The sequence below is a fragment of the Kineosporia corallincola genome (assembly GCF_018499875.1).
Classification (GTDB): Bacteria; Actinomycetota; Actinomycetes; order Actinomycetales; family Kineosporiaceae; genus Kineosporia; species Kineosporia corallincola.
This window is the reverse complement of the sequence record NZ_JAHBAY010000001.1, coordinates 396,544-418,335: the sequence shown is the minus strand read 5'-3', so window position 1 is coordinate 418,335 and position 21,792 is coordinate 396,544. Positions and strand designations below refer to the sequence as shown.

At 70.0% G+C, this 21,792-nt stretch carries 18 protein-coding genes; 2 read left to right on the top strand and 16 right to left on the bottom strand.

The genetic code is table 11. The features are described from left to right. Nucleotides 1-10: 10 nt before the first annotated feature. A complete protein-coding gene (locus KIH74_RS01825; RefSeq protein ID WP_214153731.1) occupies nt 11-943 on the bottom strand; it encodes an SGNH/GDSL hydrolase family protein in 933 nt (310 codons plus the stop codon). 68 nt (nt 944-1,011) lie between these two features. Here KIH74_RS01825 and KIH74_RS01820 point away from each other — a divergent pair, with 68 nt between their 5' ends. Then, on the top strand, nt 1,012-2,250 hold the full coding sequence (locus KIH74_RS01820) for an NUDIX hydrolase (protein ID WP_308113504.1): 1,239 nt from the start codon (nt 1,012-1,014) through the stop codon (nt 2,248-2,250). A gap of 52 nt (nt 2,251-2,302) precedes the next feature. Here the strand turns inward: KIH74_RS01820 and KIH74_RS01815 are convergent, their stop codons facing one another. The 12 genes from KIH74_RS01815 to KIH74_RS01760 all read right to left on the bottom strand — a co-directional run bounded on the left by KIH74_RS01815 (nt 2,303) and on the right by KIH74_RS01760 (nt 14,987). Continuing rightward, nucleotides 2,303-3,400: a substrate-binding domain-containing protein gene (locus KIH74_RS01815; RefSeq protein ID WP_308113503.1), complete on the bottom strand. Its 1,098-nt coding sequence runs from the start codon at nt 3,398-3,400 to the stop codon at nt 2,303-2,305. Between the two features lie 16 nt (nt 3,401-3,416). Beyond that, entirely contained in the window at nt 3,417-4,025 is a 609-nt protein-coding gene (locus KIH74_RS01810; RefSeq protein ID WP_214153728.1) for a GTP-binding protein, read from the bottom strand. Next, the gene (locus KIH74_RS01805) at nt 4,009-4,452 is read right to left on the bottom strand and encodes a DUF742 domain-containing protein (RefSeq protein ID WP_214153726.1); all 444 of its coding nucleotides are present in this window, start codon (nt 4,450-4,452) and stop codon (nt 4,009-4,011) included. The genes KIH74_RS01810 and KIH74_RS01805 overlap by 17 nt, the downstream gene beginning before the upstream one ends. After that, complete coding sequence (locus KIH74_RS01800) at nt 4,449-4,895, bottom strand: roadblock/LC7 domain-containing protein (RefSeq protein ID WP_214153724.1); 447 nt, start codon at nt 4,893-4,895, stop codon at nt 4,449-4,451. Before KIH74_RS01800 ends, KIH74_RS01805 begins: the two co-directional genes overlap by 4 nt. Further along, nucleotides 4,895-7,462, bottom strand: coding sequence for an ATP-binding protein (locus tag KIH74_RS01795; RefSeq protein ID WP_214153722.1), 2,568 nt, complete (start codon nt 7,460-7,462; stop codon nt 4,895-4,897). Before KIH74_RS01795 ends, KIH74_RS01800 begins: the two co-directional genes overlap by 1 nt. Nucleotides 7,463-7,582: 120 nt before the next feature. Continuing rightward, on the bottom strand, nt 7,583-8,272 hold the full coding sequence (locus KIH74_RS01790) for a hypothetical protein (protein WP_214153721.1): 690 nt from the start codon (nt 8,270-8,272) through the stop codon (nt 7,583-7,585). A 728-nt stretch (nt 8,273-9,000) separates the two neighbouring features. Next, nucleotides 9,001-9,777, bottom strand: coding sequence for a phosphate ABC transporter ATP-binding protein PstB (gene pstB, locus KIH74_RS01785; protein WP_214153720.1), 777 nt, complete (start codon nt 9,775-9,777; stop codon nt 9,001-9,003). A 60-nt stretch (nt 9,778-9,837) separates the two neighbouring features. After that, nucleotides 9,838-10,746, bottom strand: coding sequence for a phosphate ABC transporter permease PstA (pstA, locus tag KIH74_RS01780; protein WP_308113502.1), 909 nt, complete (start codon nt 10,744-10,746; stop codon nt 9,838-9,840). Beyond that, complete coding sequence (pstC, locus tag KIH74_RS01775; RefSeq protein WP_214153719.1) at nt 10,743-11,717, bottom strand: phosphate ABC transporter permease subunit PstC; 975 nt, start codon at nt 11,715-11,717, stop codon at nt 10,743-10,745. The genes pstA and pstC overlap by 4 nt, the downstream gene beginning before the upstream one ends. 189 nt (nt 11,718-11,906) lie before the next feature. After that, nucleotides 11,907-13,022: a phosphate ABC transporter substrate-binding protein PstS gene (gene pstS, locus KIH74_RS01770; RefSeq protein ID WP_214153718.1), complete on the bottom strand. Its 1,116-nt coding sequence runs from the start codon at nt 13,020-13,022 to the stop codon at nt 11,907-11,909. A gap of 689 nt (nt 13,023-13,711) precedes the next feature. Further along, complete coding sequence (locus KIH74_RS01765; RefSeq protein ID WP_214153717.1) at nt 13,712-14,350, bottom strand: hypothetical protein; 639 nt, start codon at nt 14,348-14,350, stop codon at nt 13,712-13,714. Between the two features lie 193 nt (nt 14,351-14,543). Beyond that, nucleotides 14,544-14,987, bottom strand: a complete 444-nt coding sequence (locus KIH74_RS01760) for a hypothetical protein (RefSeq protein WP_214153715.1) — start codon at nt 14,985-14,987, stop codon at nt 14,544-14,546. 28 nt (nt 14,988-15,015) lie between these two features. Here KIH74_RS01760 and KIH74_RS01755 point away from each other — a divergent pair, with 28 nt between their 5' ends. Further along, nucleotides 15,016-16,602 carry a hypothetical protein gene (locus KIH74_RS01755; RefSeq protein WP_214153714.1) on the top strand — a complete coding sequence of 529 codons (1,587 nt, stop codon included), beginning with the start codon at nt 15,016-15,018 and terminating at the stop codon, nt 16,600-16,602. Nucleotides 16,603-16,639: 37 nt separating this feature from the next. Here KIH74_RS01755 and KIH74_RS01750 read toward each other — a convergent pair whose 3' ends face one another. From KIH74_RS01750 to KIH74_RS01740, 3 genes are all read right to left on the bottom strand, one after another. Continuing rightward, entirely contained in the window at nt 16,640-17,545 is a 906-nt protein-coding gene (locus KIH74_RS01750) for an ABC transporter permease (protein WP_214153712.1), read from the bottom strand. Next, nucleotides 17,545-20,283 carry an alpha/beta fold hydrolase gene (locus KIH74_RS01745; protein WP_214153710.1) on the bottom strand — a complete coding sequence of 913 codons (2,739 nt, stop codon included), beginning with the start codon at nt 20,281-20,283 and terminating at the stop codon, nt 17,545-17,547. Before KIH74_RS01745 ends, KIH74_RS01750 begins: the two co-directional genes overlap by 1 nt. Nucleotides 20,284-20,422: 139 nt before the next feature. Beyond that, nucleotides 20,423-21,547, bottom strand: a complete 1,125-nt coding sequence (locus KIH74_RS01740) for a hypothetical protein (RefSeq protein ID WP_214153708.1) — start codon at nt 21,545-21,547, stop codon at nt 20,423-20,425. Between the last annotated feature and the right edge of the window lie 245 nt (nt 21,548-21,792).

Here is a 21,792-nt window from a genome sequence, read left to right as displayed (position 1 = left end):
GAGCGGGTTCTCAGCTTGCCCCGATGAGCCTGGGCAGCTTGCGCTCGGCCAGGTCGGCCATCAGCTTCATGCCCTTGACGTTGGGGTGCACGCCGTCGTTGGTCAGGCCCTTCTTGAACGTGCCGTTCGCGTTGCCGAGCAGCGGGTACACGTCGAGAAGGGCGACCTTGTGGTTCTTCGCGTACTTGCGGATGGCCACGTTCAGCGCCAGGGCCTGCTTGGGCGTGGCGTTGCGCGGGGAGATCGTGCAGAGCACCACGGTGGCCCCGGATGCCTGCACCCGGGTGACCAGCTCGTCGATGTTCCGCATGCTCTTCACCGTGCTGTAGCCGTAGAGCATGTCGTTGGTGCCGGCCATGATCGTGACCGCGTCGGGCTCCAGGTCGAGCACGTCGGTCTGGAGCCGCTCCAGCATGCCGGTGGTGGTGTCGCCGCGCACACCGGCGTCGCGGCAGGAGTAGATCACGCCCGCGCCGCAGACCCGGCGGAACCAGGAACCGGTGCGGTAGGTGATCGAGTCGCCCAGCCCCACGGTGAGTTTCAGCGCGCCGTCGGTGCGGGTCGGGGGGACGACGGTGAGGTCGGGCAGGGTCTGGCCCTGGAAGCCGACGGAGCTGCCCTCGGCCGCGCTGTAGGTGGAGGTGGCGCGGGCCGCGGCGTCGGCCGCCGCGGCGAGGTCGGCCGCGCTGTAGCTGCGCGTGACGGTGACGCCCGGGGTGCCCTCGGCCGTGCCGGTGCCGGTGCCGCTCTGGTCGGCCACCGTGCCGCTGCCGGTGGCCTCCGGAGTGGTCGAGGCGGTGCCGGTGGGGGTGGGCGATGCCGATGGGGCCGGGGACGCCGCTGACGCCGTGGAGCCCGCCCCGGACGAGAGGCCACCACTGACCACGGCACCGATGACGACGCCGGCAGACAGCATGACCGCTCCGGTCCCGATCCTACGCACGGCCGACAGAGTAGTGTCCCACGCTGTCAAATGGTCATTAAGGGCATGTTGAGTGACGTTCTGAGGGTGTGAATCCGCCCGCATCATCACGGTATTCCGGTGCCGCACAGGGGTGTACCGGTGCACCCAGGGCTCGGCGCGACGTGCCTCTGACCATCTGCGATAGTCGCGGGGTGAGCCGCCGTCCCGCCCGCTCGTCGCACCGTCCGGCGAAGGCAGGCAAGACCAGGAAGCCCGGGAAAAAGAAGGCCGGCCACGCACCTCGCCGGGCTGTCCGGGCGACGCGGGCCCCCGATCCCCGGCCCCCCGTGGTCGCCGCCGGGGCACTGTGCTGGCGGCCCGGCTCTACTTCCGACCCGTCTCGGATCGAGGTGCTGCTGGTGCGCAGCGCCCGGTGGGGTGACTGGTCGTGGCCCAAGGGCAAGGTGGCACCGGGCGAGACCCTGCCCGAGTGCGCCGTGCGCGAGGTCACCGAGGAGACCGGGGTGCGCCCGGCGCTCGGGCTGCCGTTGCCGTCGGTCGGCTACCGGCTGCCCGACGGCCGGGACAAGACCGTGCACTACTGGGCCGGCACCCCGGGCAAGCTGGTGGGCGGGCTGTCGCCCGAGCCGGTGAGCGGGTCTGCGGCCACGGCGCCCGGGCCGGCCGCGAGGGCCGAGGAGATCGCCGAGGCGGCCTGGCTGCCGGTGCGCGAGGCCCGGGCCCGGCTGACCCGGGAGAGCGACCTGCCGCCCCTGGAGGCCCTGCTGGAGCACGCCGCCGCCGGAACCCTGCGCACCCGGCCGCTGATCGTGCTGCGGCACGCCAAGGCCCGGTCCCGGGCGCACTGGCCCGGCACGGAGGGGGACCGCCCGCTGACCTCGGTCGGCCGGTCCCAGGCGAACGCGCTGCCCGGCCTGCTCGCCGTCTGGGCCCCGGAGCACCTGCTCACCTCGCCCTGGGCCCGCTGCATGCTGACGCTGAGGCCCTACCTGCGCAGCCGGCCCGATCCGGACGCCGGGCTGGAGATACTGCCGCTGCTGTCGGAGCAGGGCCTGCGCAACGACCCGGACCGGGTGACCCGGCTGCTGCGAACGGTTCTCGACGCACCCGAGGGATTCGGCGGATCACTGGTCTGCACCCACCGGCCGGTGCTGGAGACCGTGATGGCCGCCCTGGCCCCGGCCTGCACTCCGCAGGCGCTGGCCGGCCTGCCCGCGGCCAATCCCTGGCTGGGCACCGGCGAGGCGCTGGTGACCCATGTCGCCGCGTCCGGCCGTATCGTCGGGGTGGAGCGGTTCCGCGGCGAGGTGCCGGGGCAGAAATGAAAGAGGGCGTCCCGCGCGTGATCACGCACGGGACGCCCTCGGGCGGCCGCCGTCAGGCGGCCAGGTCGGCCTTGGTGATGTATCCGCTGTCGACCAGCAGCGTCTGGTAGTTCGTCCGGACCACCTCGACCGGGTACAGCAGGTAGGTCGGCACGACCTTCTTGCCGTTGTCGAACGTGGTGGTGTCGTTGATGATCGGGTCGGCCCCGGTCAGCAGCGCGTTGCCCTGCTGCACAGCCACCTTGGCCAGCTCACGGGTGTCCTTGAAGATCGTCTCGGACTGCTCGTTGTTGATGATCGACTTGACCGAGGGGATTTCGGAGTCCTGCCCGGTGGTGATCGGCAGCGGTTTGTAGTTGGTGCCGTAACCGGCCGCCTTGAGCGCGTCGATGATGCCGATCGTCATACCGTCGTAGGGCGACAGCACGGCGTCCACCTTCTCGCCACCGGTGTAGTTGGCCTTGAGGATCTTGGACATCCGTTCCTTGGCGATGTCACCGCTGTACAGGTCGGTGGTGATCGCCTTGAACTGGGTCTGGTTGCTGCGCACCACGATCTTGCCGCTGTTGATGTACTTGCGCAGCACGCTCATCGAGCCCTTGTAGAACGAGTTCGCGTTGGCGTCGGTGGGCGAACCGGCGAACAGCTCCACGTTGAACGGGCCGTCCTGGCCGGAGTCCAGCCCCAGCTGGCTGACGATGTACTGGCCCTGGAGCACCCCGACCCGCTCGTTGTCGAACGTGGCCTGGTAGCCGACGTCGGTGGTGTCGGTCAGCAGACGGTCGTAGGCGATCACCGGGATGTCCTTGGCCGCGGCCTGGGCCAGCACGTCACCCAGGGCGCCACCGTCGACGGCCGCGATCACCAGCAGCTGGTCGTCGTTGTCGACCATCGCCTTGATCTGCTCGGCCTGCTGCTCCGAGGTGTCGTTGGCGTAGTTGATCTCGACCTTGTAGCCCATGGCCTTGAACTGCTGCGCCATGCTGGTGCCGTCGTCCGTCCACCGGCTGGAGGTCTTGTTCGGCATCGAGATGCCCACCGTGGCACCCTCGTTGGCGTACACGCTGTCCGAGGCCGCCGCGTCGCCGCCGCAGCCCGACAGCACCATGGCCATACCCGCGGCCGCCAGGCCGGCGAGGATCTTGCGCACGTGCTTTCCTCCGGTCCTAGCCACGGCCGCGGGCTTTCGCCCGCGCAAGGATCTTGCGCAGCAGGGTCAGCACCACGGCCTTGACCTGCTCGCGGTCACGGGCGTCGACCGCCACCACGGGCACGTCGTTGTCGACGTTCACCGCGTGACGCACCTGGTCGAGGGTCAGCACGGCGCGGCCGGCGAACTGGTTCACCGCGACCACGTAGGGCAGCTTGATGCTCTCGAAGTAGTCGAGGGCGACGAAGCAGTCCTCCAGCCGGCTCGGGTCGACCAGCACGACGCCGCCGAGGGCGCCGTCGGCCAGGTCGTTCCACATGAAGCCGAACCGGTCCTGACCGGGCGTGCCGAACATGTAGAGGATGATGCTGTCGTCGATCGTGACCCGGCCGAAGTCCATGGCGACCGTGGTGGTCGTCTTCTGGCTGCCGGTACCCGCGTCGTCGATGCCGACCGACGCCGACGTCATCGGCGCCTCGGTGCTCAGCGGGTCGATCTCGGACAGGGCGCCGACCGTGGTGGTCTTGCCCACGCCGAAACCGCCGGAGATCAGGATCTTGACCGGGATCGGCGGCCGCTTCGCACCGGCCGGGGCACCCGGCCCGACCTCAGAGTGCAGAGACACCGTGAATCAACCTCTCGATGAAAGCTACGTCGTCGGCCAGCGACTTGGACGTCGCGGAACGCTGGAGGGCGCCCAGGCCGACCAGGTCACCGGCGAGCACCTGGACCACGCCGATCGGCAGGCCGATCCGGGCCGAGACCTCGGCACAGGCGACCGGGCGCTCACAGGCGCGCAGGATCATCACCATCTCGGCCGACCAGTCACCGCGCGGTGAGGCGGACGGGTCACGCACCAGCAGCGTCTCGATGCCGATGCCCGCGGCACCACCACCGGTACGGCCACCGGTGATCAGGTAGGGACGGTTGTGCCCACCGGGCGTCTCGTCCACCACCGCGGCGTTGTAGCTGTTCTCGGCCTCGGCGGCCTTGATCACCCGTCCGAGGAACGGGCGGCCGAAGCTCTCCTCCTCGAACCCGTCGCCGCTCACAGCGCCAGGTTCGCCTTGAGCTCGGTGATCAGCTCGGGCGTCAGCAGCGCGCCGACCCGCTCGACCAGCATCGCGGTCTCGTAGCCGATCAGGCCCAGGTCGCACTGCGCCGAGGTGACCACACCGAGGCAGGCCCGGCCGTTGATCATCGAGCAGAGCAGGTAACCACCGGAGTACTCGATGATCACCTGGGTCAGGCCGCCCTTGTTCAGCAGGCGGCTGGAGCTCTGCGCCAGGGTGGTCAGGCCGGAGACCGTGGCACCCAGCTTGTCGGCGTCACCGCGGTCCATCCGCACCGACATCGCCATCAGCAGGCCGTCGGAGGAAACCCCGATGATCTGCTCGACCCCCGCCACCTCCTGGACGAAGTTGTCGAGCATCCAGCTCACGTTCTGGGCGGCGGGGCTCAGCATCGCTGTCGCGCCGTATCCGTTCGGGCTCATCAGTTGCTCTCCATCGTTTCGTCGTCGGTGGCGTGGATCCGGCCGGTCTCCTGGGTGGCCCGGGTCGTCGCGGCCTGGAGGTTCGACAGCTGCCGGCCGATGCCGGCGGCGTCGCGGGGCAGGCCTCGGAACGCTCCGCCCGTGCCCGTGTCGAGTTCGCCGAGCTGCGCTCCGCGGACCCGGCGGACCGGCGTGGTGGGCGGGTTCTGCGAGCGATCACCGGACGGGGCCGCCGGGCCGCCCGCCTGGGGCTGGCCGATCGCCCCGGTTCCCCGGCGGGCTGCCGCCACGCCGGACTGAAGAGAAGACATCTGTGACCTCACGCGGTTCGGATCGACGGGGCCGGCGCTCTGGTCGGAGTCCAGGGCGCCGAGTTCCCCGAGTTGTGCTCCCCGCACCCGGCGCACCGGGCCCGGGGACTGCTGGCTCGGCGCGTTCGGTGCGCTCTGCTGCGGGTTCTGCTGCAAGTTCTGGGGCAGGTTCTGCTGCGGCGTACGCCGGTTCAGCGGCTGGTTCTGCTGGTTCAGCGGCCACGGGGTGGTCGGCTGGGGAGTGGCACCGCTGGGCAGCGCGACCAGCGGTCCGGACTCCCTGCGCGGGGCACCGTTCCCCGGCGTGGCCGGGGAACCCGGGGCGGTGCCGTTGCCGGACTGCCGGGCCGCCGCGTTGCCGGACTGGAACGAGGACAGCTGCGACCGGGTGGCGTTCGGGTCGACCCGGGGGGCCGAGTCGTTGTTGTCGATACCCAGGTCACCCAGCTGAGCACCACGCACCCGTCGGGCCGGGGCGGAGGCCTGGGCGGCCGGCTCGATCGCCCGGCCCTGGTTGCCGGGTGTCAGCTGCGGCATCTGGCCCGCCGACGGCCCCGCCGGAAAGGGCTGAACCGCCTCCCTCTGCGCGGGCTGGGGCATCGGCCGGTTCGGCGTACTGCCGGGGTTGCGGCGCGGCGTCGGGGCCAGGGCCGGTGCGGACGACGAGACCTGCGCCGGCTCGGGCTTCTTCGGCGAGCTCAGCATCGGGACCTCGGTGACCTGGTCGAACCCGGTCGGCAGCTTCGCGTCGCTGATCACGGCGGCCGGCACCAGCACCTGGGCGGTCAGGCCGACCTGGTCGGAGGGCAGCAGGTAGACCAGCATGTCGCGGCGCGAGGCGATCCGGCCGACCACGTGCAGGCCCAGCACCTTCGCGTCCGGGCGCCGCTGGCCGGCCTCGGCGATCCGCTCGTTGGCCTCGGACAGTTCCTCGGCCGTCATGCCCAGACCGGCGTCGATCACGTCGAACTGGTAGCCGCTCGGGATCAGCCGGCCGACCACCTGCACCTGGCGCTCGCGCGGCGAGAACCGGGTGGCGTTCTCCAGCAGCTCGGCCAGCATGTGCGTGAGGTCGGCCGCGACCGACCCGGACACCTTGGCGTGGTCCATGTGGTGCACCGTGACCCGGTTGTACTCCTCGATCTCGGACAGGGCCGCGCGGAGCACGTCCTGCATCGCGATCGGGTGCGACCAGGTACGGGTCTGCTTGGCACCGGCGAGCACCAGCAGCGATTCGGCGTTCCGCCGGATGCGGGTGGTGAGGTGGTCGAGACGGAACAGCTTGTCCAGCGAGGCCGGGTTGCTCTCGTCGCGCTCCAGCTCGGTGACGTAACCGAGCATACGAGTCATCAGGCTCTGGTTACGGCGGCCCAGGTTGACCAGGGTCTCGGCGTTGGCCAGCTCGTTGCGCCGCTGTTCGAGGGCCAGGTCGACGGCGCTGTTCTGGAGGGTGGTGAGAGCACTCGCCAGGGTGGACAGCTCGTCCTTGGTGGTGACCTGGAACCGCGGCAAGCTCGGCGGCTCGGCGTCACCGGCCATCGTCGAGATCTCCGAGACCACGCGGGGCATGCGCTCGTTGGCGACCGTCAGGGCGGCGTTGGTGAGCGAGCGGACGGGGCGGGTGATGCCCCGCACCACGATCACGGCGGCGGCGGTGGCCAGCAGGAGCAGCAGCACACCACCGATGATGATCAGCCGGAGCCGGTCGGAGGCGGTCGCGTTCTGGCTGGCGATCAGTTCCTCGGCCGACCTGGTCCGGTAGTCGGCGATGATGTTCACCAGGTCGTTCGGGAACTCTTCCAGCCCCTCGACCGAGGCGCTCACACCGGCGATGTCCTCGTAGTTCGAGTCCTCGAAAGCGGCCAGGGCAGCGGTGTACTGGCTGCCGACGGCGCTGTGCGAGGTCTGGAACTGCTCCAGCATCGTCTTCAGCCGGGGGTCCTCGGCCGTGACGTTCTTCAGCAGCTCGTCGTTGAGGCTGTCGACGGTCTTGGCCTGCTCCTCGTACTCCGCCTTCAGGCGGGCGTAGTCGTCGGCGGTACGGGCCTGGAGCAGGATCTGCTGGAAGGCCGTGACCTGCTGACCGAAGGCCACCAGCATCGTGCGTGACGCTTCACGCTGCTGGATGTTGCCGTCGATGAGGTCCTGGTACTCCTTGGAGGTCGAGGCCAGCTGGCTCGACAGGATCAGGCCCGTGGTCAGTACCGCCGCCAGGAGCGCACCGACCAGGAGGCCGAGCTTCTGTGCGATCTTCATCGATGAACTACTCCTGTGGCGCGGCCGTGCGCGCGGTAGGGCGTTGCCGGTGTGCCCGGTGGTGACACCGGGCGGGGGACGGGAGAGGGATCAGCGGGGAGCTGGGGAGAGGACGGGTTCTCAGGCCCGCCCGTCGTTCGGATCGGCCAGGCCCTCCCAGAGCAGGGCCGCCAGGTCGGAGGCGACCAGTTCGGAGGGTTCCAGGTCGTCGTCGACGACCTCGGCCCGGATCTGCGGGCGGCTGTCGGCGCGGACCTCGTCCCGGGGGTCGGGGCGAAGCTCGGGACGCACCTCCGGCCGGAGGTCGGGCCGGTTCTGCGACCGCTGTTCGGAGACCGCCGAGAGCGTCTCGGAGCGCACCGGCGCAGCCTGGGTCACGGTGGCGGGCCGCGGGCCGGACATCGTTCCGGCGCGGGGGGCCGCCATCGAGCCGGCCATCGAGCCCATCGAGCCGGACCGGCCGTTCGCCAGCGACCCGGGCGGGGCCGCGGAGGTGATCACCACTGCGGCGGGCTCGCTCTCGAGGTCGACCACGTCGACCTTGACCTCGTCGTGCAGCATCTGGACCCGCACACCGGCGGGCGCGCCCGGGAGGCTGAGGACGACGTCGAAGGTGGGCCGACGGGCCGCGAGGGTGGCCAGCGCCGCGAGCGAGGCCCGGAAGGAACCGTCGAAGTCGAGCTGCTCAACCGTTTTCCCGGCCCGGGTGGCGATGATCTCGACCTGTTCATGCATGGCGAGCTCGAGGTCTCTGACGCGGTCAAGACGCTGCTGCATGATGCGGCGCCGTCCGATCAGATCGCTACTCACTGAGGTCTTCCCTCGCCATCTGCGCTACTCCACTCTCCGGAACGGCATCAACGACGTTACTGAAGCAAAACGCATCGACTCTGATGCGACGAATTAGGGGCGCCGAGCAGAGTTCTAGCTTCAGATGGATAAATACCATTCGAAGGGGCGCAGCAGGGTGCGAATGCAGTATTTGTTGTAGCAAGGTAAAGGCTACACGCCGTCACTGCAAGGCCCGAAATCCATGCACTCTGGGTCAGGAACCCTTAACTACCAGTGTTTTTCGAGGTCAAAGCTGACATTTCGATCACATGCAACTTCGTTTCAATGGCTCATTGGAGTCATTTAGATACGTGGAGTCATAGTCGATCCGACGACAGGGTGTTATTGCCCAGATACGAACTGACATTGGCCACATAAAGCCGGGCGGTTCCACTGTTCGACAAGTGTCGAATAGAAATCAGGGCCAATACGGGCGAATCAGACCGGTACTGACACCGTACCGTTGCCGTACTGCTGCCGTACCTGGGGGTGCGGAAGAGTCGCTGTTCAGGTCGCCTGTGCGGGTCAGTCGGCACAACAGAACAGGGGACGTCGATGGGCCTGTCACGGCCTCGTCGTCGTCCCCTGTTGTCATCCGGATCACGAGCGCGCAAAAGGACGGCGCCGGGCCCCTCACGGGCAGGCGCCGTCCTCTGGTTCGTCGCTGGTGCGCCGACGGCTGAGCGCCGCGGGCCGTGGAGCGACGGTCAGCCGAAGCGGCCGGAGATGTAGTCCTCGGTGGCCTTCTCGGTCGGGTTGCTGAAGATCTTGTCGGTGTCGTTGATCTCGATCAGGCGACCCGGCTTGCCGGTGGCCGCCAGGTTGAAGAAGGCCGTACGGTCGCTGACCCGGGCGGCCTGCTGCATGTTGTGGGTCACGATCACGATCGTGTAGTCGGTCTTCAGCTCGTTGATCAGGTCCTCGACCGCCATCGTCGAGATCGGGTCGAGCGCCGAGCAGGGCTCGTCCATCAGCAGCACCTGCGGCTGCACGGCGATCGCGCGGGCGATGCACAGACGCTGCTGCTGACCGCCGGACAGCCCGGCGCCCGGCTTGGCCAGCCGGTCCTTGACCTCGTTCCACAGGTTGGCGCCGCGCAGCGACTTCTCCACCCGCTCCTCGAGGACCTTTTTCTTCTTCTCGCCGTTGAGGCGCAGGCCGGCCGCCACATTGTCGAAGATCGACATGGTCGGGAACGGGTTCGGCCGCTGGAACACCATGCCCACGGTGCGGCGCACGGCCACCGGGTCGACGTTCTTGTCGTACAGGTCGCGGCCGTTGAGCAGCACGCTGCCCTCGACCCGGCCGCCCGGGATCACCTCGTGCATGCGGTTGAGCGTGCGCAGGAACGTGGACTTGCCACAGCCGGACGGGCCGATGAAAGCGGTGACCGTGCGAGGCTCGACCGACATCGAGACGCCCTCGACGGCCTTGAAGGCGCTGTAGTAGACGTTCAGGTCTTTGACATCGATGCGCTGGGCCATCGGTGCACTCCCTTGCTGTCCGGGCCTCTCCGGCCCGGGGATGAATGATGGACGAAGGGCCTAGCGGCTGACCTTGTTGAAGCGGGCGATCACCCGGCCGGCGACGTTGAGCAGCATGATCAGCACGATCAGCGTCAGCGCGGCGGCCCAGATCCGGTCGACAGCGGGCTGGAGCGACTGGTCGCGCTCCGAGTTGATCATCGTCGGCAGCGCCGCCATGAAGCCCTCGAACGGGTTCATGTTGATGGCCTTGGACGGCGGGCCCAGGATCAGCAGCGGGGCGGTCTCACCCATGACCCGGGCCAGGCCGAGCAGCACGCCGGTGAGGATGCCGCTGAACGCGGTCGGCAGCACGATCTTGAAGATCGTCTTCCACTTGGGCACACCCAGCGCGTACGAGGCCTCGCGCAGCTCGTTCGGCACGAGCTTCAGCATCTCCTCGGTGGAGCGCACCACCACCGGGATCATCAGCAGCACGAGCGCCAGGCAGACCGCGAAGGCGACCCGCTCGAGGTTCAGGTAGGTGACCCAGAGCGTGTAGATGAACAGCGCGGCCACGATGGACGGGATGCCGGTGAGGATGTCCACCGTGAAACTGACCGCCCGGGCCAGCTTTCCGCGGCCGTACTCGACCAGGTAGACGGCGGTGAGCACGCCGATCGGCACGGCGATGGCCGCGGTGATGGCGGCCTGGATCAGCGTTCCCATGATCGCGTGGTAGGCGCCACCGCCCTCGACCCGCGCGGTGATGCCGCGCTGCGAGTTGGTCCACCACTGGGCGTCGAACAGCAGCCCGGCGCCCTTGCTGACCACCGTGTAGAGGATCCAGATCAGCGGCACCAGGGCGATCCCGAACGCGGTGTAGACCGCGACGGTGGCGAGCTTGTCCTTGACCGCCCGCATGGTGCTCGGCTTGTCGATCGGCGAGGGCGGGGCGGGGGACACGGTGTCCTGCGTCAGCGTGCTCACTCGGAGAAGGCCTTCCTGCGCTCGATGATGATCCGGGCCGCGGCGTTGACCAGGAAGGTGAGGATGAACAGCACCAGTCCGGCCGCGATGTAGGCACCGGCCTTCTGCGCCGTGCCGAACTCGCTGGCGCTGTTGGCGATCTTGGAGGCGAAGGTCTCACCGCCGGAGAACACCGAGAACCGGAACAGACCGGGGTTGGTGCTGACGATGATCATCACGGCCACGGTCTCACCCAGCGCGCGGCCCAGGCCCAGCATGGCGGCGGAGATCACGCCGGGGGTGCCGAACGGCAGGACCGCGGTGCGGATCATCTCCCAGCGGGTCGCCCCGAGGGCCAGCGCACCCTCCTTGTGGGTGGACGGCGTCTGGGCGAAGACCTCGCGGGAGATGGCCGTGACGATCGGCAGGATCATGATCGCCAGTACGAGACAGGCCACGAAGATCGCACCCGAGGAGACCGGGCCGTCGAAGAGCTGGGTCCAGCCGAAGTACGTGGCCATCCACTCCTCGATCGGCTTCACCTTCGGGCCGAAGACCAGCAGACCCCACAGGCCGTAGACGATCGAGGGCACGGCGGCCAGCAGGTCGACCAGGTAGCCGAACGGGGCGGCCAGACGCGGGGGCGCGTACTGGGTGAGGAAGAGCGCCACGAGCACCGCGATCGGGACCGCGACGACCATCGCGATGACGGCCGAGATGACGGTGACGTACAGCAGGTCGGGGATGCCGAACTCGAGGCCGCTGTCCGTCACCACCCAGACCCGGTCGAACAGGAAGTTCGCCTTGTTGTCGAGCAGTGCCGGCACGGCCTGGCTGACCAGGAAGGCGGCGACCGCGATGACCAGGACGATGACGAAGATGCCGGAGCCGGTGGCCAGACCGCCGAAGATGCGGTCGCCGCGCCTACCGGTAGAGGCACTGTCGCCGGAAGGCTCGGCGTCGAGCTCCGAGTGGCCGGTGATGGTGGACATCCGTGGATCCTCGGGGGACTAGGGGGACTGAGGCGTCTGGGGCGATCGACCCGCCGGTTCCAGCGGCGTGACGGTGACCGTCCGGGTACGAACTTCAGCCCCGTGCCCCCGTCCCGCCCTTTCGGGGGCGGACCGGGAGACACGGGGCGTCGGTCCTTACTGATGTCGTGTTGCTGAGACCCTAGAGGGTCAGGAGATGGCGTCGATCGCGGTGTTGACCTTGTCCGAGATCGCCGACGGCAGCGGGGCGTAGCCGATCTCCTGGAGGCTGGTCTGCGTCTCCGAGCTGGCGAAGTGCTTCAGGAACGACTTGATCAGCGTGGTCTTCTCGGCGTCCAGGCCCTTCGAGCAGACGATCTCGTAGGTCACCAGGACGATCGGGTAGGTACCCGCCTCCTTGGTGGCGTAGTCGAGCTGGAGCTTGAGGTCGTTGCCCGTGCCGGTGACCTCGGCGGCGGTCAGGGCCTTGCCGGCCGACTCACCGGTCAGCTCGACGGCGCCGGCGCCGTTGTCGATCTGGGCGACGCCCAGGTCGTTGTCCCGCGCGTAGCTCCACTCGACGTAGGTGATGCCGCCCTCGGTGCTCTTCACACCCTGGGAGACGCCGTCCGACTTCGAGCGGCCCTCGCCGGCCTTGCCCGGCCACACCTTCGACGGCTCTTCGGTCCAGGTGTCGGCGGCGGAGCCGGCCAGGTACTTCTGGAAGTTCTCGGTGGTACCCGACTCGTCCGAGCGGAAGAACACGGAGATCGCGGTGGACGGCAGCGTGGCGTCCGGGTTCAGGTCGGCGATCGCCTTGTCGTTCCAGGTCTTGATGTCGCCGAGGAAGATCTTGCCGACGACCTCGGGGGTGAGGATCAGGTTGTCGACGCCCGGCAGGTTGTAGGCGACGGCGATGGGACCGGCCACCAGGGGCAGGTTCCAGGCCTCGTTGCCGCCACAACGCTCCTTGGCGGCGTCGGTCTCGACGACGCCGTCCACGGCCTCGCTCTTGAGGGCCGAGTCGGAACCGGCGAAGTCGACCTGGCCGGCGTTGAAGTTCTTGACGCCGTCGCCGGAGCCGGTCGCGTTGTAGTTGACCGTGGCGTCCGGGTTGGCGGAGCCGAAGCTCGCGATGGCCTCGTCGATGGCGTTCTTCTGCGCCGAGGAGCCCTCGCCGTTCAGCGTGCCGCTGACGCTCGAGCCGCTGTCAGAGCTGCTGCCGCTCCCACCGTCAGCGCTGTTGTCGTCCGAGCCGCAGGCGGTGAGGGCCAGGGCGCCGGCCAGCGCCACGCTGGTCAGTGCGACGTGCTTGGGGAGCTTCAATGGAATTCCCTTTCATGGAGCCGGGAACGAAGCCCAGCCAGTTCTGCGGGCGCTGCGATCGGCGCGGCGCCGGGGCACGGTTGGTTGCCCGACACAGACCGTAGGCAGGCCAGATGAAGCGATCGGCCGACGATGGTTAACGAGCGTCAAACGAACCTTCGACATCAGGCAAAGTGAGCTGGACCTCACGGCGACTTCCAAGTGAACGACACCCAGGAAGGGCAAAACCTGAGCACGAAGCGTTACCGGGACGGGGGTTCCTGATGCGATTCGAGCTGTTTCTGTGACTCCGTATGAGTGAAGATCGCTACGGAGGGTCGTGATCACAGCCAGGGGGTCAGGCGTGACCTGATCGTGATCATGGGTCGGCGTAATGCCTGGGAGCGGAACGGCTTTCGGCGAATTTCGGGAAACCCGCCAAAACTGAGGACGACGCCGAGCCCGTCGGGGCCCGGCGCCGTCCATCATTTGTAGCTTTTGAGGCGCCGGACCGGGAGCACCTCACGGTGCAACGGCCGCTCTAGGCGGCTTCAAGTGGGACCCGGGGCTACCGCGGCCCGACGCCCGGTGAGACCCCGAAGGGTGTCACCGGGTCTATTAACTCATGCCCACCCCTCGGGTGTTCCCCGCCGGGCCGGTCGATCCCGGGGTGTTTCACCCCACTTGTAGCGAACGTCGTGGTGAGAGCTTCAGCTGAGGTCGCCCTCGCGCCACATCCGGGCCGCCGCCTCCAGGTCGGTGCCGGTGCGGGCCAGGCCGCCCGCGCGCCGGGTGAGGCCTTCTTCCTCGGGCTCGATCCGGTGGTCGGCCTCCAGCGCCAGGCCGGTGGCCACGACGTGGCAGAACGCCGCGGCCCGTTCCAGCGCGACGGCCAGGTCACCGGTGAAGGCTCCGCCGAGGATGGCGTCGGCCATGTCTTGCACCTCGGTCGGCCCGGGCGGCTCCGCCACCCCGGCCACCGCCTCGTGCACCGGGGCGCGGTGCCGACCGGAGTCGAAGGCCCGGGCCATGCCCACCGGGTCACGGCGGATGCCGGCCTGGAGGGCATAGATACGCCAGAGCGCGCCGGGCAGGGTGCGGGCCGGGCGGGCGGCCCAGAGCTCGGCGATCTCGTCGAGGCCGTACACGTCGGCGAGCGCCACGATGCGGGCCGTGGCGGCCGGGTCTCCCCCGCCGCGGGCGTGGTCGACCAGGGCGGCGGCGGTGCGGTGGGCCGCCTCGATGCGCTGGCCGGGGTCAGGGGCGCCCTGGAAGGTGTCCATCACCGCGGGCCCGAAGAAGGCCGGGCGCCGCGGAGGGACGTAGCCGGCGCTGCGATCCGAGGTCATTCGGACCATGCTTCCACCGCCTGCCCGACCTCGCAGCCCACCGCCGGGGCAACGAAGTTCACACACCGGAAGAGCACGGGTGCGGGGCGTGCTGGGAATAACCCGACCGGAGCACGGATCCGGCGCAGGGTCCGGGGCACTGCGCACGGGCGAGGGCCGCCCCCTCTTCGGGTGAGCGGCCCTCGTCCGGTGGTCAGGCCGATCGGCCGGCGGTGGGGGTGGCGGGGGTTTCGTCGTCCCTCGGCGGGACGGCGGGAATCATCGACAGCGGACGGGTGCCAGGACCCGGCGCCGGCTCGGGGCCCGTGGAGGTCACGGTGACCGGGTTCTTCACCGGGCCGATGAGGTGGGCCGGGGCCGGTGTGGGCTCGGGTGTGTCGGCGGGCGCCGGTTCCGGTTCGGCGGGGGTGGACGCCGGTGGCGGCGTGGCAGCCCCGGCCTCCGTGGGAATCGGGGACCTGGGCGAGGTGGGCCGGACCGGACGGATGATCGGATGAGTGACCGCTCCGCCCGAGGGCCCGGTCGTGGGGGCCGTGCGCTGGGTGGGGATGGCCGTCTCGGTGACGGTCGCCACCCCGCCCTCGGGGGCGGGCGTGTCCGCCGACTTCACCGCCGGGCGGGAGGACGTTCTGGCCACCGGTCGCACGGTGGGGCCTGGACGCGCGGTGGGGTTTGAGGACGCGGTGGGGCCTGAAGACGCGGTGGGTGCAGCCGGTGGGGTCCGGCCGGAAGACGAGGTGGGGCCGGAGGGTGCGGTGTCGGGGGACGTCACCGGAGCGGCGGGGGTGGTCCTGGAGACAGTTGCCGTGGTGGCCGGGCCCGGTGGTGAGGTGCCGACCGGCTTCTTCACGGAGCTCTTGCGCGTGGACGACTTGGTGGCCGGCCGGGTCGCCGCCGTCTTGCGGGTGGTGGTCCTGGTGGCTGGGCGGGTCGTCGCGGTCTTACGCGCAGTGCTCTTCGCGGCCGGGGCGGGGGCGATGCTCCGGGAAGCTGTCTTCCCCGTGCCCGGAGCCGGGCGGGACGCGGTGGTCTTGCCGACGGTGCGCCTCGTGGCGGTGCGCTTGGACGGGGTGGCCCTCGCGGCCGGGGCCTTCTTCCCGGCGGGCTTCTTGGCGGTGGCCTTCTTCGCCGTGGCCTTCTTGGTCGTCGCCTTCTTCGCCGTCGCCTTCTTCGCCGTCGCCTTCTTCGCCGTCGCCTTCTTCGCCGTCGCCTTCTTCGCCGTCGCCTTCTTCGCCGTCGCCTTCTTCGCCGTCGCCTTCTTCGCCGTCGCCCGCTTGGCCGCGGTCTTGGCGGTCGTCTTCGTCGCCGTGGCCCGCTTGGCGACGGTCTTGGCGGTGGCCCTCGTCGCTGGCGTCTTCTTGGCCGCGGTCTTGGCGGTCGTCTTCGTCGCCGTGGCCCGCTTCGCCGCGGTCTTGGCGGGCGTCCTCTTCGCTGGCGTCTTCTTGGCCGCGGTCTTGGCGGTCGCCCTCGTCGCCGTCGCCCGCTTCGCCGCGGCCTTGGTGGGCGTCCTCTTCGCTGGCGTCTTCTTGGCCGCGGTCTTGGCGGTCGCCCTCGTCGCCGCGGTCTTCGTGGCGGTGGCCTTCTTGGCGGTGGCCTTCTTGGCGGTGGCCTTCTTGGCTGCACTCCGGGTCGCGGGAGCGGTCGTCTTCTTCGCGGCGGTCGTCTTCTTGGCCGGGGTCGGCTTCGCCGTGCGGGCGTTCGTGCTCGTGGCGGCGCGGCTCGTGGTGGCCTTCTTCACCACGGCCTTCTTCACCACGGCCTTCTTCACCACAGGCTTCTTCACCGCGGCCTTCTTCGCGGTCCCGGCGGACGCCTTGGCACCACCGGAACGCGGAGCCGGAACCTTTGCCGTGCCGGCCTTCTTCGCCGTGGCGGTGCGGCCCGCGCGGGTCGAGACGTCCTTCGCCGCGGCCGACGCCGATTTGTTGGCAGCGGCCACGCTTCGGGTGGTGGTGCTGCTGGCCTTCGGCTTGGCACCGGCCTTCGTGGCCGTCTTCGAGGCCCGGGCCGAAGCCGTCTTCGCCGCCTTCGAGGCGGACTTGTTGGCAGCGGCCACGCTTCGGGCCGCGCCGCCGGTGGCGGCCGCGGCCGAGGTGCGCTTACCGGCGGTGCGAGCAGCAGTCGCCGTCGCAACGGTGTTGTTCGAGGGCACTGTGCCTCCTGGGTGGGATCCGGCGCCGTGTCCGGATTCTGCCTGCCGTGAGCGACAACAGGTCGCGCCACTTCATCGGCGGCTTGACAAGCTGCTTTAACCCGTTCGGCAGAGGTTTTACGGCCCGTCCACCGTTTTCAGCTCGTAATGTCCTTGTGCTCGAAGTGCCACCAGGCCCAGGCGAGCAGCACGGCGCCGTACCCGATCGACCACAGCGCACCGCGAACCATGGCGTTCCAGACCAGTTCCGGGCCGAGCACGTCGGTCCAGGCCAGCGAGTAGTGCGTGGGCAGACCGCGGCGCCAGTCGCCGAGAGCCGTGATGCTGTCGAGGATGTTCGACAGGATCACCAGCATCACCGCCCCGCCGACCGCACCCAGCGGGGCGTCGGTGTACACGCCGACCAGGAACGCGAGCGCCGCCACGAAAACCAGTGAGACGGCGATGTACCCGACCGCGACGCCCAGGCGCAGGGCCAGTTCCCAGCCCGAGACCGATTCGCCCAGCGGGGTCTTCAGCGGCGCCCAGCCGTAGAAGGCCCCGCCCACCAGATAGGCGGCGACGGGCAGCAGCACCAGGGCGAACAGGCAGTACCCCAGCGCCACCACGAGTTTGCGGCGCAGCAGGGCGGATCGGGGCACCGGGATCGCGAGCAGGTAGCGCAGGCTGGACCAGCTCGCCTCGCTGGCCACGGTGTCGCCGGCGAACAGCGCCACGATCACCACCAGCAGGAATCCCGAGCTGACGAACAGCGTGAACACGGTGAAGTTGGCGGCGCCGGTGGTGGCCAGATCGACCAGCGCCGTCTGTGCGTCGCGGCTGCCACCGTCGTCGAAACTGAAGGCGGCGACCAGGATGAACGGAAGCACCAGCAGAAATCCCAGGGCGATCTGGGTGCGCCGGCGGGTGAGCTGACGCCGGGTCTCGACCCGCAGTCCCAGGGTGCGCCGGGCGCGGTAACCGGGTGCGGCGCCGTCCGGCCCGGCCTCGCCCGAGGGTGCGGCGATCCCCGCCAGACCTTCCGAATGCCCGGTCGACGGCATCAGGCCTCCTCTCCCACCAGCGCCAGGAACGTGTCTTCGAGGCCGCGCTGCGGGGCGACCCGGGTCACCCTCAGGTCGGCCAGAACGAGCTGTCGCACGAGGTCCGCGCGGGCGTCGGCAGAAGCATGGACGACGAGAGCACCGTCCACGATCTGGGCGTCGTCCACACCCGTCACCTCCGCGACCACAGCGAGAGCCCGCGCCGCGTCGTCCACCTCGACCACCACCGCCGCACCGTCACCGACCAGCTCGGCCACCGGGCCCTGCGCGACCAGGCGTCCCGCGGCCATCACCACCACGTGGCTGCACGTCTGCTCCACCTCGGCGAGCAGGTGGCTCGACACCACCACGGTGCGCCCGGTGGCGGCGTAACGTCCCAGCACCTCACGCATCTCGCGGATCTGCGGCGGGTCCAGGCCGTTGGTCGGCTCGTCGAGCACCAGCAGGTCGGGCAGCCCGAGCATGGCCTGAGCGATGGCCAGACGCTGCCGCATGCCCTGACTGTAGGTGCGCACCCGGCGGTTGACGTCGGCGCCGAGCCCGGCGATCTCCAGTGCCACGTCGAGGTGCGCGGGACTGCTGCGGCCGGTGGAACGCCAGTAGAGCACCAGGTTGTCGCGGCCGGACAGGTGCGGCAGAAATCCGGGGCCCTCCACGAACGAGCCCAGCCGGGACAGCACCGGGGCACCCGGACGCACCTGGTGCCCGAAGATCCGGATCTGCCCCTCGGAGGGCAGGATCAGCCCCATCAGCATGCGCAGCGTGGTGGTCTTGCCCGCCCCGTTCGGCCCGAGAAGCCCGAGCACCTGACCGGCCTCGACGCGGAAGCTCAGGTCGCTGACCGCGCGGAACCCGTCGCCGTAGGCCTTGCCCAGCCCTTCGATCGCGATCGGTACGCCGGTCAGCGCGGCGTCGGGCGGCAGCGGCCTGCGGCGCCGATTGAGGACGACGAGGAGCAGCACCAGCGACGCGATACCGACGGCCAGACCGATCACCCCACGCCAGGGCACCGCCGATCCGTCGTCGGTCACCGTGAACGCGGCCTGCGGCACGGTCAGCGTCCCGTCGCCGGTCAACGTGATCCGGTGCAGCGCGGCCTCCTGGGGCATCGCGTACGCCTGGTCGGTGGTGCTCAGCACGACCCGCAGCCGGTGCCCGGCCGGGACGTCGCGCACCACCGAGGGCAGGGTGACCGTGACCTCCTTCTGCCGGGCCGACAGCCCGGTCACCCGCAGCGGCGTCACGAGTTGCGCGGGCAGCGTGGTGCCGCCGTCGGCGTCCACGTCGACCACGGAGGCGAACAGCGTGGCCTCCTCGGCGGACGAGGCGATGCCCACGGTGACGTGCGACGACCCGGTGACGGTGATCGCCCGCTCCAGCGGCCGGGTCTCGAAGCTGACGCTCTCTCCCGGTACGGCGGCGAGCGAGCCCAGGTCGAGCGAGCTGCCGGCCGATCCGAGGGCCCCGAGCAGCGCGCCGGCGCCGGGCAGCGAGGTGATGGCGGCCGGGGTGGCGCCGGGCGGGGCGAGGGCGAACTGCCCGGCGCCGTCCAGCGGGTAGCCGACCTGCGGCACGGTGCCCGGACGGATCGGGTCGGGGGCCGAGCGCAGCCGGGTGATCCGGGTGCCGTCGGTGGCGAGCGTGCCGGAGGTGACCTCGACCCGGCTGCCCGGGATGTCGCCGAGCGAACCGCTGTCGCCGATCGAGGCGTCGAGGAACTGGGCCACCACCGGCCGCAGCTCGTCGGTGCCGGTGCCGGCGTCGTGACCGCCGGTCTCCCAGTACAGCTTCACCGTGCCGCCGGCCCCGGTGACGGCCTGGGCGTTCGCGTCGGCCTCGGAGAGCGGGAAGAGCGAGTCCTGCTGTCCCTGCACCAGCAACGTGTCGGCGGTGATCCGGCCGGCGACCCGGGCCGGGCTGGACTCGTCGAGCAGGTCGAGCAGGTCGTCGGTGGGGGTTCCGGTGGTGGCGGTCTCCACGTAGCCCAGGCACAGGTCCTTGGCCAGGCGCCCGCACACGGCCTGTTGCGGATCGCCCTCGGCCAGGCTCTTCAGCTGCTGGGCGGAGGGAGCCGTGGGGGCGCTGCCGGAGCCGGTCAGGGTGGAGCCGAGCAGGAGCGCCGTCCATTGGCGTTTGAACACACCGACACCGCCGGGATCGGCGAACTGCGGGAACAGCGCCTGCCGGAGGTCGTTCCAGGTGATCATCGGCACGATCGCGTCCACCCGGTCGTCGGTGCCGGCCAGCATCAGCGCGAGCGCGCCGCCGTACGAGGCCCCGACCACGCCCACCACCGGGTCCCCGGACCTGTCCTTGCGCACCTCGGAGCGCCCGGCGAGCTGGTCGAGCATCCGCTGCCCGTCCTTGATCTCGTAGTCCGGGTGGTCGAGGTGGATCAGGCCGCCGGAGCCGCCGAAGCCGCGTGCGGTGTAGGCAAGCACGACGTATCCGCGGTCGGCGAGGTCCTCGGCGTCACCGGCGACCGAGGCCTTGCTGCCGCCGAACCCGTGGGCGAGCAGCACGGCCGGGGCCGGTGTGCGCTCGGGCAGGTAGAGCGTGGCGTCCAGGTCGACCGGGTCGCCGTCGGCCTCGGGCGTGCCCTCGACCGTGAGCTCCTGGGTGGTGAACCGGTCGGGGTCGTCTCCGGACCGGACGGTGGCGAGGACACCGCCCACGAGCAGCAACAACAAGAGGACGACGACGAGGCGGGACCGGCGGGACCGTAATCGGGCGATCAACCTCGGAACTCCCCCAGCTGCTGGCAGACGTTCGGCGCGTGCCCAAACTACGGCACGGGCCGCCGGTACGACCGGCGGCCCGTGCTGGTGTTGCGGGGGTTCTGCTGATGGTGCGGGTGCTGCTCGCGCTGCGGACGGATCAGGGGGCCGATCCGTCTTGCACCTGACTGTCGACGCCGGTGTCACCACTGCCGTCGTCGTACTGGCCGGACTGGTCTTGCGTGGTGCCCGAGCCGTCGTCCGTGGAGGAGTCGGTGGCGGTGTCGTCGCTACCGTCGGTGGAGGGATCGGTGGCGGTGTCGGTGGACGTCACCTGACCGTCGTCGGTGCTCTGCGGCGTGGCCGTCTCGGTCGGGGCCACCGTCGCGGTGTCCGTCGTGGTCGGGACGGCGCTGTCGGTCGGGCTCGCGGTGTCGGTCGGCGTGGCCGTCTCGGTGGGCGTGCTCGTGTCGTCGTCTTCGTTGTCGTCGTCGGAGCTGCTGCTCGAGTTGCTGCCCGTCAGCTGGGTCAGCGTGTTGCCGCTGGTACCACCCGAAATCGGGTGCCCGATCACACTTTCCGTTCCCACGATGAAGAACAGGGCGATCAGGAAGGTGCCCATCGACAGCGCCGCCATCAGGAAGCCTGGCTTCTTCCAGATCGGCTGGTCGGCCGCCGCCTGCCGGGCCCGCGGGCGCACCGGCGGCGGGCCACCGGCCCGGCCTGCCTGACCCGCCTGACCTGCGCGGGTCGGCTGCCCCGGCTGGTGGTGGGCCGACTGCTGGTAGCCGTTCTGGTCGTGGTACGACTGCTGACGACCGGTCTGCTGGTACCCCTGACCGGCCTGGCCCGCACGGCCGCTGACCGGCGGCATCACCTGGGTGGCGTCGTCGTAGGGACGCATCACCTGGGTGCCGTCGGCGTGAACGCCGCCCATCACCTGGGTCTCGTCGGCGATCGGCACCTGCACGTGATCGACGTCGACGTGCCGGGTGTCTTCGCTGCCGACCCGGTTCAGCGAGTCGGCGACCGGCACCCCCGCGGGGCCGTTCATCCGACGGATGCTGTCGGCCTGCGGCACGTCACCCGGGTAGCGCTGCACCACAACGGCTGTCGAGGTCTGGACAACCTTGCGCGCCTTGTTCAACGACTCGGTGTAGAGGGAACCGGCCACGGTCGAGACGACGGACCCGAAGGCCGCGCCGGCGATCGTGCCACCCACGCCGAAGTACGACGCGGCCACGGCGGAGGTCACCGAGGCACCGGCGCCGGCGCTGATCTGCACGACGTTGACGAGCGGCTTGGGCTTGTCTGGTTCGGGCTTGTCACCAGCGGGTTCGGGCTGGGGATCGGGACCGCGGTAGGCGGTTGCCGGTCCACTGGTGTCAGCTCTTCGCGACGGATACTGTCTGTCGGTCATTGGTCTCCGGTCTTACGCAATCGGCCAGTGACCAGTTTCGCCCATCCGGCGTCGGGTACGCGAACCGGAACGTCAATTCACCCGCAGTTCCCAGTAAAATCTCAGTGCGG